Genomic DNA, 16,771 nt, shown 5'->3' on the forward strand with positions numbered 1-16,771 from the left:
TCCCTTTCAGCTGGGGACGGCCGCGAGCAGGCCGCCGTCGATGACCAGGTCCTGGCCGTTGATGTACGAGGCTTCGGCGGAGGCCAGGAAGGCGACCGCGTCCGCGACGTCCTGCGAGGTCCCGAGCCGCCCGGCGACCACCTGGGCCACGTAGGCGGCCGCCTCCTGCTCGGTGGGCGCGGCGCCCCGGAACATCGGGGTGTCGATGAAGCCGGGGCTGACGGAGTTGACCCGGATGCGCCGCGGCGCCAGGTCGGCCGCGAGGGTCCGGGCCAGGTTGTGCACGGCCGCCTTGGTCGCCGAGTACACCGAGGCGACCGGCAGGCCGCGGTGCAGCGTCCAGGAGGCGTTGATCACGATGGCGCCGCCGTCGTTCAGCAGCGGCACGGCCTTCTGGACGGTGAAGTAGACGCCCTTGAAGTTGACCGCCACCGTCCGGTCGAAGTCGGCCTCGGTGATCTGGGCGCTCGGCTTGAACGTGCCGACGCCCGCGTTGGCGAAGACCACGTCGAGACGGCCGAGCCGCTCCCCGGCGGTCGCCATCAGGGCCTCCAGTTCGGCCAGGACGGCGGCGTCGGCGCGGACGGCCAGCACCCGGTCGCCCGCGTCCAGCTCCTTGACGGCGGCGTCCAGCCGGGTCTGGTCACGGCCGGTGATGACCACCTGTGCGCCCTCGGCGAGCAGGCGGGCGGCCGTGGCCAGGCCCATCCCGCTCGTACCCCCCGTGATCAGGGCGTTCTTGCCGGTGAAGCGTCCCTCGTTCCTCATGACACCGATCGTGCCGGACGTCCGGGAAGGCAAACAGAGGCGGTTTATCCTGGGTGTGCCACCACCAGGCTCCGGTCCGGAGGCTTCAGCTCGCCTGGACGAGGCGTACCCGGCGCATCAGGCGTTCGAGCCGTTCCTGCGTCTCGGTGCCGGGCACGGGGTTGTGCAAGACCAGATGGTGGCCCGGGATCTCCTCCAGCGGCATCGCCAGCGCCTCGAACGCCATCTCGCCGACCTCGGGATGATCGATGCTCTTGACCGCCGTGGTGTCGGCCGTGACCTCGTGCCGCGCCCAGATCTCGGCGAACTCGGGGCTGATCTCGCTCAGGCCGGCGGCGATCCGGCCGAACTCGGGATCGTCGGGATAGCGGGCGGCGTCGGCGCGGAACCGGCCCGCCACCTTGCCGGCCGCCGCGGCCCACTGGGTGTCGCGGGCCCGGTACCGCTCGTTGGTGAAGAACGTCACCACGCAGTTGTGATCATGAACGTCGTAGCCGAAGACGACCTGCGCGGCCTGGTTGATGGCCGCGAAGTTCCAGTAGCGGTCGCGGACGTAGGCGGGCCGGGGCGACCACGCGTCCAGCACCCGCTGCAACTCCGGGCTGATCTCGGCCGTCGCCGCCGCGTCCGCCTCGGCCGGGGGCGGATTGAGCCCCGCCAGGAGGTAGAGGTGCTGCCGTTCGGCCTCGTCCAGCCGCAGGGCGCGGGCGATGGCGTCGAGCACGTCCCCGGAGACCTTGATGTCGCGGCCCTGTTCGAGCCAGGTGTACCAGGACACCCCGACCCCGGCCAGGACGGCGACCTCCTCGCGCCGCAGGCCCGGCGTCCGGCGCCGGCCCGCCGCGGGCATGCCCACGTCCCGGGGGCCGAGCCGGGCGCGCCGCGTCCGCAGGAAATCCCGCAGCTCGTCGCGGCGGAGACCGTGCGAGGCGCCCTCTGGAACGTTCGCGCTGCTCATGATCCCACGATAACCGCCGGTCCGGCCCCGGCCCGAACCCGGACCTGGCGTTGATCTTCCGCGGCTCTAGGCTGTACCCGTGACCGGTACGGGTACGGCGATGCCGCGGTGCGCGCGGGGCGGCTTCCTCGCCGCCGCGTGCACGCTGCTTGCCCTCGCCGGGCACGCGCTGGCGGGCGGCGGAGCGTGCTGCCTGCCGCCCCTCCCGGCGCTGCTCGGGGTCGGCGCCGTCGTGGGTGTGCTCTGCGTCACGGTCGCGGCGCGGCTGCTCTCGTTCTGGAAGATCTTGGTCGTGGTCGGCTGGGCCCAGCTCGCCTTCCACTTCTCGTTCACGGCGACGGCCTCCGGTCCGGCCCACCACGCGGGGGCCGAACCGCTGCCGGCTCCGGCCGGGGCGGCGTTCGGGCCGTCGATGATCGCCGGTCACCTGGTGGCCGCGATCGCCGCCGCCGCGCTGATGGCCGGTGCCGACCGGGCCCTCTGGTGGCTGCTCACCGCCGTCTTCGCGATCGCGCTTGCCTACGCCTGGCCTATCCCGCGTCCAGTTGAGGCGCACCGCCCGCCGTGGGCCGTGCTGGTCGTCACCGACCCGGCGCCGCTCCTCGGCGTGCTGATCGCCCGTGCCGTGCGGCGTCGCGGGCCTCCGGTGGTCCTGCCGCGCGCCGCCACCTGATCCCATCGCTGCCCGGTGGGACGGGCGTGGCGTGCCTTCGTGCACCCCGACCACCACCGGAAGCAAGGAATCCCCCATGCACGTTCGTACGATGCTGCCCGCCTTCGCCGCCCTGGCCCTCGCGCTCGCGGCGACCGGATGCGGCGGCTCCTCATCTGGAGCCGACACGGTCTCGCCTGGCGCGAATGCCGCCCCGGCCAAGACCAGCTACCCGCTCACGTTCGACAACTGCGGGCAGAAGGTCACCTTCGCCAAGCCGCCGCAGCGCGTCCTCATCCTCAACGGGACGTCGGTCGCGGAGGTCGAGAGCGTCATCCTCCTGGGCCTGCAGAAGCACGTCCTCGCCAACGCCCAGTCGTACGGGGTGTCGGACGAGCCGTCGATGGTCCCGGCGATCAAGGCCCTCCCGACCGGCGGCCTCACGATGAACAAGAACTTCGAGGTGCCCGCCGAACAGGTCCTCGCGGCCAAGCCCGACCTGGTGATCTCGCACTGGTCGGGCGGCTTCGACGCGAAGAAGGGCATGGCGACGCGCGAGCAGCTCGCCGCCGCCGGCATCGCCACCCTCGTCAACCCGGTCAACTGCGCCTTCGGCAAGCCGGTCGCCACGGAGGCGGAGCGCAGGGCGTACAAGAACGCCTCCATCGAGTCGTCGCACGACTTCCTGCGGCTCCTCGGCCGCGTCTTCGACGTCCAGCACAAGGCCGCCCGGGTGAGCGGCGACCTGCGGCGCCGCGTCGAGGCCGTCCGCGCCCGGACCGCCGGGAAGACCCCCAAGAAGATGCTCATCGCCTATCCCGGCATGGCGATGATGAACGCGCACGGCCTCCCCGCCGTCTGGACCGGCGGCGTCGCCGACCAGGTGCTCCAGGCCGCCGGCGGCGTCAACTCCTTCGCGGGCCAGGCCCCCGAGGCGGTCTCGTCGATCAACAAGGAGCAGCTGGCCACCGCGCAGGTGGACGTGCTCATGGTGGGAGCCTTCCAGCCGACGGAGGACCCGGCGGCGGAGGCCCGCAAGCTCTTCGCGCAGTACCCGCAGTGGCAGGCGTCCAAGACCGGCTCGTTCGCGACGGTCGCCGACGGTGTCTTCGTGGGGCCCCTGAACGCCGTGGCCGCCGAGAAGCTCGCCAAGGCGGTGCACGGTGTCGGCTAAGACCTGCAACGGGCCGCATCTGGTCTCGGGGCGGATGATCGGCGTGCTCATCGCCGCGCTGGCCGCCGCCCTCGTCCTCATCACGGTCGCGGCGATCTCGATCGGCTCGGTGAACCTCCCGCTCGGCGCGGTCTGGAAGGTGATCGGCGCGCGCCTGACCGGCTCCGGCGCGGGCGACCCGCTGCGCGACCAGGTGGTCTGGGACATCCGGACGCCGCGCGTCCTGGTGGCCGCCCTCGTCGGCGCCGGGCTCAGCGTCGCCGGGGTGGCGCTCCAGGCCCTGGTCCGCAATCCGCTCGCCGACCCGTACATCCTCGGCATCTCGTCCGGGGCGTCGCTCGGCGCCGTCCTGGTCGTCGCGTTCGGGGCCTCGGCGGCAGGCGGGCTCGGGGTGACGGGCGCGGCGTTCGCCACGTCCATCCTGAGCGTGCTCGCGGTGTACGCGCTGTCGCAGCGCGGCGGGCGGCTGCTGGACTCCCGGCTGGTCCTGATCGGCGTCGCGGTGGGCTACCTGTGCTCGGCCGCGACCACGTACCTGCAACTGCAGGTCAACCCGACCGAGCTGCACGGCCTGATGTTCTGGCTGATGGGCAGCGTCGCGGGCGCCACCTGGTCCGATCTCGGGGTCCCCGCCGCGGTGATCGCCGCGTGCATGCTCTTCCTGCTGCTCCAGGCCCGCAATCTGAACGCGCTGATGGCCGGCGAGGACGCGGCGGCGGGCCTCGGCACCTCGGTGCGGACGCTCCGGATCGCGCTGCTGGTGATCGGCTCGCTGCTGACCGCGACCGCCGTGAGCGTGGTCGGCGGGATCGGGTTCGTCGGGCTGATGGTGCCGCACGCCGCCCGGTTCCTGGTGGGCGGCGACCACCGGCGCGTGCTGCCCGTGGCGCTGCTGATGGGCGCGGTGTTCCTGGTGGCCGTCGACATCGCCTGCCGCACGGTCGACCGGCCGAACGAGCTGCCCGTCGGCATCTTCACCACCGGGCTCGGGGTGCCGTTCTTCGTCTGGCTGCTGCTGCGCCGCCGTACGGGAGGTGCGTGAGAATGCGGCTGGTCATCGAGGGTGTCACGGCCGAGATCGACTCCGTCGCGATCGTGTCCGGTGTCGATCTCGTCGCCGAGCCGGGCCAGTTCGTCGGGCTGATCGGGCCGAACGGGAGCGGCAAGTCGACGCTGCTGCGCACCGTCTACCGGGCGCTCCGGCCCGCCACCGGCGTCGTGTCGCTGGACGGGGCGGACCTGTGGCGGATGCCCGCCAGGCGGGCCGCCCGGCGTCGCGCGGTGGTGACGCAGCACGGCGACCTGGCGGCGGAGTTCTCGGCCGCCGAGGTCGTCGCGATGGGCCGCGCCCCGCACAAGGGCCTGCTCGACCGCGAGGACGCCGCCGACCGCGCCGTGGTCGAGGAGTCGCTCAAGCGGGTGGAGATGGAGTGGGCCGCCGGCCGCCTGTTCTCGACGTTGTCGGGAGGCGAGCGGCAGCGGGTGCTGCTGGCCCGCGCGCTCGCCCAGGAGGCACCGCTCCTCGTGCTCGACGAGCCGACCAACCATCTGGACGTGCGGGCGCAGCTGGGCCTGCTCGACCTGATCCGCTCGCTCGGGCTCACCCTGCTCACGGCCCTGCACGATCTGGATCACGCGGCCGCGTACTGCGACCACGTGGTCGTGCTGAAGGACGGTGCCGTGCGGGCGGCGGGCCCGCCGCTGGAGGTGCTCACGCCGGAGTTCGTGGCGGAGGTGTTCGGGGTGCGGGCCCATGTCGGCCCGCACCCGATCACCGGCCGTCCGCACATCGCGGTCGCGTCGATATGAGTCGATATGATCCGTTCTTCCACGTCCGGCCCCGTGCCGCGAGAAGGAGACACCTGTGTCCCCTGACCCCCCGCCACCGCCATCGGCCCCGCTCCCCGCCGCCACGGCCCCGGTAGCCGCGGTGCCATCGGCCACGGCGCCGGCCACCACAGGGCGCCGCGCCCACGTGGTCATCGCGCTGCTGATGACGTTCATGGCGCTCAACTTCGCCGACAAGGCGGTGCTCGGGCTCCTCGCCGATCCCATCCGCGACGATCTCGATCTCACCGCCACCGAGTTCGGCGCCATCGCGAGCGCCTTCTACCTGCTGTTCAGCCTCTCGGCGGTGCTGGTGGGCTTCCTCGGCAACCGGCTGCGCGCCCGGCCGCTGCTGGCCGGGCTCGTGCTGGTCTGGTCCGTGGCGCAGCTTCCCATCCTGCTGCCCGTGGCCGGGTTCGCGGTGCTGCTGGGGACGCGCGTCCTGCTCGGCGCCGGGGAGGGGCCGAGCCTGCCGCTCGCCAACCACACCGCGTTCGGCTGGTTCCCGCAGGAGCGGCGGTCGCTGCCCGCGGCGCTCATCACGGTGGGCGGCGCGCTCGGCGCGGTCATCGGCGCGCCGCTGGTCCTCGTCATCAACGGCACCCTCGGCTGGCGCGGCTCGTTCGGCATCCTCGGCGCGCTGGGCCTGCTCTGGTTGCTGGCCTGGTGGCGGTGGGGCGGCGACGGCCCGTACGCGTCGTCGGCGGACGGGAAAGCCGAGGAGGCCGGGCCGCGGGTCCGCGTGCCCTACCGGAGCATCTTCCTCACCGGCACCTGGCTCGGCGGCACGTTCTCGATGTTCGCGGTCATGTGGTCGCTCGCGCTGGCCCTCACGTGGCTGCCCACGTGGCTGGAGGACCACGTCCACTTCAGCGACGCCCAGGTCAGCGGGGCCGTCGGGCTGCCCAGCGTGTCGGGGCTCGTCCTCGCGCTGGGCGCGGGCGTCCTCGCGCAGCGCCTCCTCAAACGGGGTGCCTCGGGACGGCTCGCGCAGGGCGTGGTCGGCGCCGTCGCCGCGCTGGCCGCCGGTGTCTGCCTGCTCGGGATGACCCGGGCCGGGCCGACCGCGCTGATGTTGCCGCTGATGGCGATCGGGTTCGCGGCGGGCAACGCGCAGACCCCGCTGACCAACGCGGCGATCGCCCGGATCTGCCCGGCCGGGCAGCGCGCCGCCGCGCTCGCCACCTCGTACGCGATCGCGGCGACGTCCAGCATCCTCGCGCCGTTCGTGTCGGGCCGCCTGATCGACACCGCCGCGAACGAGGCGGCGGGCTTCGACCACGCCTTCGACGTGGCGGGAGGCCTGCTGCTGGCGGGCGGCCTGATCGCGGTGCTGACGGTCCGGCCCGACCGGGACGCTCAGGCGATCGCGCCGGAAGACCGCCAACCGCCGATCGTCCCGGCGTCGTAGCCCAGCTCGGCGAGCACCGCGTCCGTGTGCTCGCCGAGCGCGGGGATCGGCCCCATCCGCGCCTCGGCGTCCGCGAACGTGATCGGCGGCAGGATCGCCCGCAGTTTCCCGACCGGCGAGCCGACCTCACGCCAGCGGTCGCGCTCGGCGAGCTGGGGATGGGCGAGCAGCCCGTGCGTGTCGTTGATGGAGGCGCTGGGCACGCCCGCCTCGTCCAGCCGCCGCACCAGCTCGTCGCGCGTCATCTCCGCGGTCGCCTCGGCGACGAGGGCGTCGACCTCGGCCCGGTTGCGGACGCGGGCCTGGTTCGTGGCGAACTCGGGATCGGACGCCAGGAACCCCCGGTCGAGGACGCGCGTCACCAAGGCCGCCCACTGCCGGTCGTTCTGCACACCGATGACGACGTCCTCGCCGTGCGCGGTCGGGTACGCGTCGTAGGGGCAGATGACCGGATGGCCGAGCGCCGACCGCGCCGGCACCTCCCCGGTGTGCCACGTGGTGTACATCGACTGGCTCATCCACTCGGCGACCGCGTCGAACATCGTGACCTCGACCGACGCGCCCTCGCCGGTGGTGGCCCGTCGCACGAGCGCGGCGAGCGCGCCGGAGAACGCGTACATCCCGGCGGCGATGTCGGCCAGCGGCGAGCCCGCCTTGACCGGCGTCTCGGGCGTGCCCGTCACCGAGACCAGGCCCGCCTCGGCCTGGACGAGCATGTCGTAGGCGCGCTTGTCGCGGTACGGGCCGCGCGAGCCGTACCCGGACATGTCGATCACGATGAGGCGCGGATGGCGGGCCCGCAGATCGGCGGCGCCGAAGCCGAGGCGGGCGGCGGCGCCCGGGGCGAGATTCTGCAGGAAGACGTCCGCCCTGGCGATCAGCCCGGCGAGGATCGCCGCGCCCTCCTCGCCCTTGACGTCGAGCGCGACCGACTCCTTCGACCGGTTGAGCCAGGCGAAGTGCGTGCCCAGCGCGCCGCGGATATTCGCGTCGTAGGCGCGGGCGAAGTCGCCCCCGTCCACCCGTTCCACCTTGATGACGCGGGCCCCGAGGTCTGCGAGCTGGCGGCTGGCGAATGGCGCGGCCACCGCCTGCTCCAGCGCGACGACCGTGATCCCTTCCAGCGGCAGCATCTACGACTCCGCCAGCAGCCGGCGGCCGATGATCATCTTCTGGATGTCGGCGGTGCCCTCGCCGATCAGCAGCATCGGCGCCTCCCGGTAGAGCCGTTCGATCTCGAACTCCTTGGAGTAGGCGTAGCCGCCGTGGATGCGGAACGAGTCCTCGACGACCTCCTTGCAGTACTCGCTGGCCAGGTACTTGGCCATTCCCGCCTCGAGGTCGTTGCGCTCGCCGGAGTCCTTGCGGCGCGCCGCCATGACCATCATCTGGTGCGCGGCCTCGACCTTGGTGGCCATCTCCGCGAGCCGGAACATGACCGCCTGGTGCTCGACGATCGGCTTGCCGAAGGTCTCGCGCTCCTTGGCGTAGGCGAGCGCCAGCTCGTACGCCCGCCGGGCCACCCCGCAGCCGCGCGCCGCCACGTTGACGCGGCCCACCTCGACGCCGTCCATCATCTGGTAGAAGCCCCGGCCCGGCTCGCCGCCGAGGATCTGCGCGGCCGGGACGCGGTACCCCTCGAAGAGCAGCTCGGTGGTGTCGACGCCCTTGTAGCCCATCTTCTCGATCTTGCCGGGCACGGTCAGGCCGGGCGCGACCTCACCGAAGCCGGGTTCCTTGTCGACGAGGAAGGTCGTCATGCCCTTGTGGCCCGCCGCCGGGTCGGTCTTGACGAGCGTGGCGACGAGGTTCGCGGTGGCGCCGTTGGTCAGCCACATCTTCTGGCCGGTGATCGAGTAGGCGCCGGCGCCGCCGGGCACCGCGCGGGTCCGGATCGCCGACACGTCCGAGCCGCAGCCGGGCTCCGACATGGAGAACGCGCCGCGGATCTCGCCGGTGGCCATCCGCGGCAGGTAGTGGGCCCGCTGCTCCGGGGTGCCGTGGTGAGCGATCATCCAGGCCACGATGAAGTGCGTGTTGACGATCCCGGAGACGCTCATCCAGCCGCGCGCCAGCTCCTCGACCACCAGGGCGTAGGTCAGCAGCGACTCGCCGAGGCCGCCGTGCTCCTCGCCGATCATGAGCCCGAAGATCCCGAGCTCCCGCATGCGGTCGACGATCGCCTGCGGATAGGCGTCGGCGTGCTCCAGCTCGGTCGCGACGGGAAGGATCTCCTTGTCGACGAACGCGCGGACGGTCGCCAGGATCTCTCGCTGCTCACCGGTCAGCCCGTATGTCTGCTGCAATCTGCCCACGCCCTGTGACCTCCCTATCGCCGTCCCCCCACCGTATTAGAACCACATTCTGGAAACGGCAGTCGGGGTGAAAGCGCGGAGATCGTCGGCGGGCATGGAAGGGCGCTGCCGGGTTTGACATGATCCGTTCGTGACACGGCCGCCGGCTCGCCTCGCCCGCCTTCCCCTCGCGGTACCGGCCATCGCGCTGGGCACCGCCGCCCTCCTCCTCGCCTTCTCCCCCAGGTACGGCTATCACCGGGACGAGCTCTACTTCCGGCTGCTCGGCACGCGGCCCGCCTGGGGCTACTTCGACACCCCTCCCCTGACGCCGCTGATCGCGCGCGCCTCGACGGAGGTGTTCGGGGACGGCGTGACCGCGATCCGGATCGTGCCCGCGCTGCTCGTCGCGGTCACCGTCGTCCTCGCCGCCCTGATCGCCCGGGAACTCGGGGGCGGGCGCGGCGCCCAGATCCTCGCCGCCGCCGGGGTCGCCACCGGCACGATCGTGCTCATCGGCGGCCACTCCCTCGTCACGCTCGGCGTCGACCTGCCGTTCTGGATGGCGGCGTTCCTGTTCGCCCTGCGCGCCGTCCGCCGGCCGGGCGGCGGCCGTAACTGGGTGTGGTTCGGCGTCACGGCGGGGCTGGCCACCTACAACCGGCTCCTGATCGCCATGCTGGTGATGGCGCTCTTCGCGGCCTTCCTGGTGGTCGGGCCGCGCGCCGTCTTCCGCGACAGATGGTTGTGGATCGGGGGCCTGGTCGCGCTCGCCCTCGCCGCCCCCAACCTCGTCTACCAGGCCACCCATGACTGGCCGCAAACGCAGATGGCGTCGGCCCTGCGGGAGGACGAGGGCGGGGAGAACCGCGCGCTCTTCGTGCCGATGCAGCTGGTGCTGCTGAGCCTGCTGCTGGTGCCGGTCCAGGTCGCCGGGTTCGTCCGGCTGTGGCGTTCACGCGACGTGCGGGCGTTCGCCCTCGCCTATCCGTTCGCCGCCGTCCTCACCCTCGCGAGCGGAGGACGGCCGGACTACACGGCCTACCTGCTCATCCTGCTGTTCGTCGCGGGCTGCGTGCCCACCGCCGCGTGGATGTCGTCGCGGACCCGTAAGGCTCTCGTCGGCGCCGCCGTCGCGGTCGGCGCGGCGTCCGCCATGCTCACGGCGCTGCCGGTTCTCCCGGAGTCCGAGCTGGACGGTTCACTCACGGCCGCGACGAACGAGGTCGTCCGGGAGTCGGTCGGCTGGCCCTCGTTCGTCCGCCAGGTCTCGGGGGCGGCGGTGCGGACGCCCGGCGCCGTGATCGTGACCGACAACTACGGCGAGGCGGGCGCGCTGGCCCGGTGGAAGGACGAGTACTCGCTGCCGCCGATCTACAGCCGCCACAACGAGCTCTGGTGGTGGGGCGGGCCGCCCGCGTCCACGCAGACCGTCACCTTCGTGGGGTTCGGCGAGGGTCTCGGCCGGTTCTTCACCCGCTGCGACACGGTGGCGCGGATCAGCGGCATGATCGGGGAGGAGGACGGCCGGGCCGTCGTCGTCTGCCGGGGGCCGCTCCAGCCCTGGCCTTCGTTCTGGCGAACGATCAGGAGCTACTCCTGAACGTGGGGCGAGTAGAGGACCGCGAGGAAGCGGACGAGCAGCACCTCGCGGGTGGCGGGCGGCAGCGCGTCGAGGATCGCGTTGACCATCGCCATCTCGGGATCGCCGGCGCTGCCGAGCGCGACGCCCACCGACGCGAGCAGCCCGGCGAACCCGGCGTCGTCGATCGTGTCCAGATCGAGCCCCGCCAGGGCGTCCACCAGCTCGGCGGGCACGTCGGGCGGCCCGGACACGCGGGCGGCCTCAGCTGATTCGCGCAGCACCGACACCATCTCCTCGGCCCGGGCGCCGCTCACGCCGGTCAGGGTCAGGTGCAGGTTGGCCGGGCTGCCGCCGGACGAGAGCTGCACCTGGAAGAACCAGCCGCGCATGCGGGCCTCGTCGGCGAGGGTGAAGACGCTCAGGGCGGGGTCGTCGGAGGCGATCGCGACGAGGGGCGCGTCCGGCTCGCCGAGCACGCGCAGCCCGGGCGTCCCGGCGACGCCCGCCACCAGCCGTTCGGTCGCGCGCATGGCGTCGGCGGCGAGGGCGCGGTACCCCTCCGCGCCGAGCGCCTGGAACGTCGCCCAGGCAGCGCCGAGCGGACCGGCGCCGCGGCTGCTCTGGACGGTCGTGTTGATCACCGGGTAGCCGGGCCAGCCCGCCGAGGCGAAGTAGGCGCGCCGCCGCATCGCCTCGTCGGCGAACAGCACGACGGACGCGCCCTTCGGGGCGTAGCCGTACTTGTGCAGGTCACAGGAGATCGACGTCACGCCTGGGACGGACAGGTCGAACGGGGGCACGTCCCGCCCGTTCTCCCGGAGCCACGGCAGCACCCAGCCGCCCACGCAGGCGTCCACGTGGCACGGCACGCCCGCGGCGGCGGCCAGCGCGGCGATGTCGGCGACCGGGTCGATGACGCCGTGCGGGTAGGAGGGGGCGGAGGCCACGACGAGGGCGGTACGCGGCGTCAGCGCGGACGCGATCGCCGCCGGATCGGCCCGGAACGTCACCGGGTCGACCGGCACGGACACCAGCTCCATGCCGAGGTAGTGGGCGGCCTTGGCGAACGCGGGATGCGCGGTCGCCGGAGCCACGACCTGGACGTCACGGGCTTGATGGGCGTCCCGGGCCGCCTTGACAGCCAGCATGATCGACTCGGTGCCGCCGCTGGTGAAGATGCCCGGCGTGCCCGCGTCCCCGCCCAGCCGGCCGGCGACCGCGCCGACGAGCCGCCGCTCCAGCGCGACGATGCTCGGGAACGCCGTCGGGTCCAGGCAGTTGACCTCCAGCATCTCCAGGTGCGCGCGGGCCGCCGCGTCGTGCACCTCGGCGCGGCCGGTGTCGTAGACGTAGGCGGTGACGTTGCCGCCGCGCACGGGCAGGTCGCCGTCCCGGAGGCGGGCCAGCTCGCCGAGCAGGTCCGCGACGGGACGGCCGGTCTCGGGCAGCCCGGCCGTGCGGGTCCGGTTCTCAAGCGGCGGCATGGTCTCCCTCTCTGAACGGTGAACTCGTCACGCGGTGGCGTCGGGCAGGCCGAGCATGTGCCTGACGAGCCCGTGCAGGTGCTTGCGGAACCGCGTCAGCTCTCGCGGATCGTTCACGCCGCCGCGCCGCCCGCCCGCGTCCAGCACGCCGCCGCGCCCGAAGCCGTGCGTGCACCAGATGACCGTCATCAGGGCGTATTCGAGGTCGACCCCGTCGCCGACGGCGGGCCGCACCGTCTCGGCGACCATGTCGAGCATGGGCCGGACGTAGAGGTTCTCCAGGTGGGCGACGTCGGCCGCGTCCGACAGCCAGCGGTGCATCCAGAGCGCGGGGACCTCCGGATGCTCGACGCAGAAGTCGATGTAGCCGTCCACGAGCCGGTGCACGCCCGCCGCGTCCGGGGTGAAGGTGGCGAGGACGGCCTCCAGGGCCGCGCGCTCGGCGCGGTGGGCGCGTTCCATGACGGCCAGGTACAGATCGCGTTTGCCGCCCACGTGGTAGGAGACCGTGGCGATGTTGAGCCCGACGGCCTCGGCGATCATGCGGGTCGAGGTCCCGTCATAGCCGAGCGCGGCGAACAACCGGGTCGCCACGTCCAGCACCCGCTCCGGGCCGGAATCGCTGGTCATGGCAGACACGTTAGGCAGCCCGGGCAGCGTCGGTCAATCGTTTGATGGAGAGCCTCGCCGCGCTCGTGGATCAGAGGCGCTCCAGGATGGTGACGTTGGCCTGGCCGCCTCCCTCGCACATGGTCTGCAGGCCGTAGCGGCCGCCGGTGCGCTCCAGTTCGTGCAGGAGCGTGGTCATGAGGCGGGCGCCGGTGGCGCCGAGCGGGTGGCCGAGCGCGATCGCACCGCCGTTCGGGTTGGTCTTGGCCGGGTCGGCGCCGGTCTCCTTGAGCCAGGCGAGCACGACCGACGCGAACGCCTCGTTGATCTCGATGGCGTCGATGTCGGCCATCGTCATGCCGGTCTTCTTGAACGCGTGGGCCGTGGCGGGGATGGGCGCGGAGAGCATGCGGATCGGGTCCTCGCCGCGCGCGGAGAGGTGGTGGATCCGGGCGCGCGGGGTGAGGCCGTGGTCGCGGACGGCCTGCTCGGACGCGATGAGCAGGGCGGCGGCGCCGTCGGAGATCTGGGAGGAGAGCGCGGCGGTGAGGCGGCCGCCCTCGACCAGCGTCCTGAGCCCGGCCATCTTCTCCCGGGTGGTGTCGCGCCGCGGCCCCTCGTCGGTGGTGACGCCCTCGTACGGGGCGATCTCGCGTTCGAACCGGCCCTCGTCGATGGCGCGGATCGCGCGCTGGTGCGACTCATAGGCGAACGCCTCCATGTCGTCGCGGGAGATGTCCCAGTCGCGGGCGATCTGCTCGGCGCCCGCGAACTGCGAGACCTCGCGGTCGCCGTAGCGGCGCACCCAGCCCTTGGAGCCGGCGAACGGGCCCCTGTCGAAGCCGAGCGGCTCGGCCGCGGTCATCGCGTAGGCGATCGGGATCTGCGACATGTTCTGCACGCCGCCCGCGACCACCAGGTCCGAGGTGCCGGAGAGCACCGCCTGCGCGGCGAAGTGCACGGCCTGCTGGGAGGAGCCGCACTGGCGGTCGACGGTGACGCCGGGGACCTCCTCGGGCAGCCCGGCCGCCAGCCAGCAGGTCCGGGCGATGTCGCCGGCCTGCGGGCCGACGTTGTCGACGCAGCCGAAGACCACGTCCTCGACGGCCGCGGGGTCGGCCTCAGCGCGGTCCATCAGCGTCGACAGGACGTGGGCGCCCAGGTCGGCCGGATGCGCTCTGGCGAACCCGCCGCCGCGGCGCCCGACCGGCGCGCGGACCGCCTCGACGATGTAGGCCTCGGCCATGACGTGTCTCCTAACAGCGAGGGGGACGGCGAAGGTGACTCAGCTCGCCTGGATCCCTTCCAGGACCATGGCGAGGTACTGCTTGGCGATCTCCTCGGCGGACAGCCGCCCGCCCGTGTGGTACCAGGTCGCCGCGACCCACACGGTGTCGCGGATGAACCGGTAGACCAGGGACCGGTCGAGGTCGGGCCGGAACACGCCCTCCTCGATGCCCCGGTCGAGCAGCGCCAGCCACATCTCCTCGAACCGGCGGCGCGATTCGAGCAGGTAGTGGAACCGTTCGCTGGACGCCAGGTGCTTGGACTCGTTCTGGTAGACGACGACGGCGGGCCGGTGCCGGTCGATCGAGCGGAACGACTCGACGACGAGGGCCTCCAGCGTCTCGCGGGCACCGAGCCCGGCGGCGAGGACGCGATCGTAGGCGGCCCACATCTCGTCGAGGAACGTCGACAGGATCTCGTCGGCCATCGACTCCTTGGAGTCGAAGTGGTAGTACAGGCTGCCGCCGAGGATCCCGGCGGCGTCGGCCACCTTGCGGACCGTGGTGGCGCTGTACCCCTGCTCGGCGAACACCTCGGCCGCGGTGGCGAGCAGCTCGGCCCGCCGTTCCGCCCGCGCCGCGGCGGTGCCCTCGGCGTCGCGCCGTCGTGGACTCATGATCGCTGGATACTCATGATCGCTGGATTCCCTAGGGATGTTGAGAGGACACGGAGACGACCTCGCCCGTCATGTAGGACGAATAGTCGCTGGCCAGGAAGACGATAACGTTGGCCACCTCCCAGGGCTCGGCGTAGCGGCCGAAGGCCTCGCGCCGTGTCAGGTCCTCCAGCAGCTCCTCCGACGTGACCTTGACCAGGTGCGGATGCATGGCGAGGGACGGCGACACCGCGTTGATCCGCACACCGAAGCCGGCGGCCTCCAGCGCGGCGCAGCGGGTGAGCGCCATGACCCCGGCCTTGGCGGCGGCGTAGTGCGACTGGCCCTTCTGCGCCCGCCACCCGATGACTGAGGCGTTGTTGACGATGACGCCGGAGCCCTGGTCGCGCATGCGGCGGAGGGCTGCCCGGGTGCAGCGCATGGTGCCGTTGAGCGTGATGTCGAGCACGCGGTCCCACTGGTCGTCCTGCATGTCGACCAGGTCGGCGGTGCCGCCCAGACCGGCGTTGTTGACCGCGACGTCGATACGGCCGAAGCGTTCGACGGCCAGGGCGTAGAGCGCCTGGACCTGCTCCTCGGACGTCACGTCGCAGGACAGGGCCGCGACCCTGTCGGCGCCGAACTCCTTCTCCAGCTCGGCGAGCGACTGCCCGAGCCGCCGCTCGTGCGCGTCGGAGATCAGGACACGGGCGCCCTCCTCCAGGCAGCGCCGCGCGGTCGCGCCGCCGATGCCGGCGCCCGCGGCGGCCGTGATCACCACCGCGCGGCCGGTGAGGAGCCCGTGTCCGGGAACGTAGTCGGGTGGCGTCATGGGCGTGCCTTTCTCGTCTCGGGCCCGGCGGCCTGGGGCGCGGGAGTCCTGGGCTCGGCGATCCGGGGCTCGCGCGGCAGGCCGAGGACGCGCTCGGCGATGATGTTGCGCTGGATCTCGTTCGACCCGGCGTAGATGGTGTCGGACCGGGAGAAGAGGAACAGCCGCTGCCAGTCGTTCAGGTCGTAGGGGGCGGCGTCGGCCACCAGCCCAGCGGCTCCGAGCACGTCCATGGCCAGCTCGCCGAGATCGCGATGCCAGGTGCCCCACACCAGCTTGGAGATCGACGATTCGGGGCCGGGCGCGCCGGACGCGACGCCCGCCATCGTGCGCATCGCGTTCAGGCGCATGATCTCCAGGCCCATCCAGGCCCGGGTGAGGCGGTCGCGCAGCAGCGGATCGTCGATGGCGCCGGTGCGGCGGGCCAGCTCGATGACCCCGTCCAGCTCGCGGCGGAAGCCGACCTGCTGGCCGAGCGTGGCGACGCCGCGCTCGAAGCCGAGCGTGGCCATCGCGATCTTCCAGCCGTCGCCGGGCGCGCCCACGATGTTGCCCGCGTCCGTACGGGCGTTGTCGAAGAACACCTCGTTGAACTCCGAGGTGCCGGTGAGCTGCACGATGGGCCGGACGTCGACGCCGGTCTGCTTCATCGGGACCAGCAGATAGGACAGCCCGTTGTGCCGCACGGAGCCGGGCTCGGTACGGCAGACGACGAAGCACCAGTCGGACTCCATCGCGAGCGAGGTCCACACCTTCTGCCCGTCGATCCGCCAGCCCTCGTCCTCCAGGATCGCGCGGGTCTGGACGTTGGCCAGGTCGGAGCCCGCGTTGGGCTCGGAGTAGCCCTGGCACCAGAGCTCCTCGACCGCGACGATCGGCGGGAGGAACCGGGCGCGCTGCTCGTCGGTGCCGAACGCGATGATCGTCGGCCCGAGGAGGTTCTCGCCGATGTGGTTCACGCGGGCGGGCGCGTCGGCGAGGGCGTACTCCTCGTTGAAGATCACCTGCTGCTCGACGGTCGCCCCGCGCCCGCCGTACTCCTCGGGCCAGCCCACGCACGTCCAGCCCGCCGCGGCCATGTGCCGCTCCCAGGCCAGCCGTTCGGCGAACGCCTCGTGCTCGCGGCCGGGCCCGCCCAGGCCGCGGGCATGCGCGAAGTCACCCGACAGGTGGTGCTCCAGCCAGCCGCGGACCTCGGCCCGGAACGCCCGGTCCGCGGGGGTCTCGTTCTGGTTCACGACCAGAACTCTACCAAACAGTTGTTAGAAAGAATCGGTCCGGCCGGGTGACCGTGC

Annotated in this window: 16 protein-coding genes; 6 read left to right on the plus strand and 10 right to left on the minus strand. The window is 72.6% G+C overall.

Going from position 1 to position 16,771, the window contains the following annotated elements; translation table 11 throughout:
• Positions 1-6 precede the first annotated feature (6 nt).
• Together ACGFNU_RS43840 and ACGFNU_RS43845 are read right to left on the minus strand one after the other, a co-directional pair.
• Complete coding sequence (locus ACGFNU_RS43840) at positions 7-768, minus strand: SDR family NAD(P)-dependent oxidoreductase (protein ID WP_392602589.1); 762 nt, start codon at positions 766-768, stop codon at positions 7-9.
• A gap of 85 nt (positions 769-853) precedes the next feature.
• Positions 854-1,726, minus strand: coding sequence for a helix-turn-helix transcriptional regulator (locus ACGFNU_RS43845; protein ID WP_392602590.1), 873 nt, complete (start codon positions 1,724-1,726; stop codon positions 854-856).
• A gap of 79 nt (positions 1,727-1,805) precedes the next feature.
• Between ACGFNU_RS43845 and ACGFNU_RS43850 the strand changes: the two genes are divergently transcribed.
• The 5 genes from ACGFNU_RS43850 to ACGFNU_RS43870 all read left to right on the plus strand — a co-directional run bounded on the left by ACGFNU_RS43850 (position 1,806) and on the right by ACGFNU_RS43870 (position 6,790).
• Entirely contained in the window at positions 1,806-2,399 is a 594-nt protein-coding gene (locus tag ACGFNU_RS43850; RefSeq protein ID WP_392602591.1) for a hypothetical protein, read from the plus strand.
• Between the two features lie 76 nt (positions 2,400-2,475).
• On the plus strand, positions 2,476-3,552 hold the full coding sequence (locus ACGFNU_RS43855; protein ID WP_392602592.1) for an ABC transporter substrate-binding protein: 1,077 nt from the start codon (positions 2,476-2,478) through the stop codon (positions 3,550-3,552).
• Complete coding sequence (locus tag ACGFNU_RS43860; protein ID WP_392602593.1) at positions 3,542-4,594, plus strand: FecCD family ABC transporter permease; 1,053 nt, start codon at positions 3,542-3,544, stop codon at positions 4,592-4,594. Before ACGFNU_RS43855 ends, ACGFNU_RS43860 begins: the two co-directional genes overlap by 11 nt.
• 2 nt (positions 4,595-4,596) lie before the next feature.
• Complete coding sequence (locus tag ACGFNU_RS43865) at positions 4,597-5,361, plus strand: ABC transporter ATP-binding protein (protein ID WP_392602594.1); 765 nt, start codon at positions 4,597-4,599, stop codon at positions 5,359-5,361.
• 55 nt (positions 5,362-5,416) lie between these two features.
• On the plus strand, positions 5,417-6,790 hold the full coding sequence (locus ACGFNU_RS43870; protein ID WP_392602595.1) for an MFS transporter: 1,374 nt from the start codon (positions 5,417-5,419) through the stop codon (positions 6,788-6,790).
• Here the strand turns inward: ACGFNU_RS43870 and ACGFNU_RS43875 are convergent.
• Both ACGFNU_RS43875 and ACGFNU_RS43880 read right to left on the minus strand, forming a co-directional pair.
• Entirely contained in the window at positions 6,739-7,923 is a 1,185-nt protein-coding gene (locus ACGFNU_RS43875; RefSeq protein ID WP_392602596.1) for a CaiB/BaiF CoA transferase family protein, read from the minus strand. The genes ACGFNU_RS43870 and ACGFNU_RS43875 overlap by 52 nt on opposite strands.
• Positions 7,924-9,105: an acyl-CoA dehydrogenase family protein gene (locus tag ACGFNU_RS43880; RefSeq protein WP_392602597.1), complete on the minus strand. Its 1,182-nt coding sequence runs from the start codon at positions 9,103-9,105 to the stop codon at positions 7,924-7,926.
• 130 nt (positions 9,106-9,235) lie between these two features.
• On the opposite strand from ACGFNU_RS43880, the gene ACGFNU_RS43885 reads away from it, so the two are divergent.
• The gene (locus ACGFNU_RS43885) at positions 9,236-10,687 is read left to right on the plus strand and encodes a glycosyltransferase family 39 protein (RefSeq protein WP_392602598.1); all 1,452 of its coding nucleotides are present in this window, start codon (positions 9,236-9,238) and stop codon (positions 10,685-10,687) included.
• Here ACGFNU_RS43885 and ACGFNU_RS43890 read toward each other — a convergent pair.
• The 6 genes from ACGFNU_RS43890 to ACGFNU_RS43915 all read right to left on the minus strand — a co-directional run bounded on the left by ACGFNU_RS43890 (position 10,678) and on the right by ACGFNU_RS43915 (position 16,714).
• On the minus strand, positions 10,678-12,153 hold the full coding sequence (locus ACGFNU_RS43890) for a pyridoxal phosphate-dependent decarboxylase family protein (protein ID WP_392602599.1): 1,476 nt from the start codon (positions 12,151-12,153) through the stop codon (positions 10,678-10,680). The genes ACGFNU_RS43885 and ACGFNU_RS43890 overlap by 10 nt on opposite strands.
• Before the next feature lie 27 nt (positions 12,154-12,180).
• Positions 12,181-12,783, minus strand: a complete 603-nt coding sequence (locus tag ACGFNU_RS43895; RefSeq protein ID WP_392602600.1) for a TetR/AcrR family transcriptional regulator — start codon at positions 12,781-12,783, stop codon at positions 12,181-12,183.
• Positions 12,784-12,853: 70 nt separating this feature from the next.
• Positions 12,854-14,008, minus strand: a complete 1,155-nt coding sequence (locus tag ACGFNU_RS43900; RefSeq protein ID WP_392602601.1) for an acetyl-CoA C-acetyltransferase — start codon at positions 14,006-14,008, stop codon at positions 12,854-12,856.
• A 39-nt stretch (positions 14,009-14,047) separates the two neighbouring features.
• The gene (locus ACGFNU_RS43905) at positions 14,048-14,665 is read right to left on the minus strand and encodes a TetR/AcrR family transcriptional regulator (protein ID WP_392602602.1); all 618 of its coding nucleotides are present in this window, start codon (positions 14,663-14,665) and stop codon (positions 14,048-14,050) included.
• A gap of 31 nt (positions 14,666-14,696) precedes the next feature.
• Positions 14,697-15,476 carry an SDR family oxidoreductase gene (locus ACGFNU_RS43910; RefSeq protein WP_392602603.1) on the minus strand — a complete coding sequence of 260 codons (780 nt, stop codon included), beginning with the start codon at positions 15,474-15,476 and terminating at the stop codon, positions 14,697-14,699.
• Positions 15,473-16,714, minus strand: a complete 1,242-nt coding sequence (locus tag ACGFNU_RS43915; RefSeq protein ID WP_392602604.1) for an acyl-CoA dehydrogenase family protein — start codon at positions 16,712-16,714, stop codon at positions 15,473-15,475. Before ACGFNU_RS43915 ends, ACGFNU_RS43910 begins: the two co-directional genes overlap by 4 nt.
• Between the last annotated feature and the right edge of the window lie 57 nt (positions 16,715-16,771).

The sequence above is a fragment of the Spirillospora sp. NPDC048911 genome (assembly GCF_043198015.1).
Classification (GTDB): domain Bacteria; phylum Actinomycetota; class Actinomycetes; order Streptosporangiales; family Streptosporangiaceae; genus Spirillospora.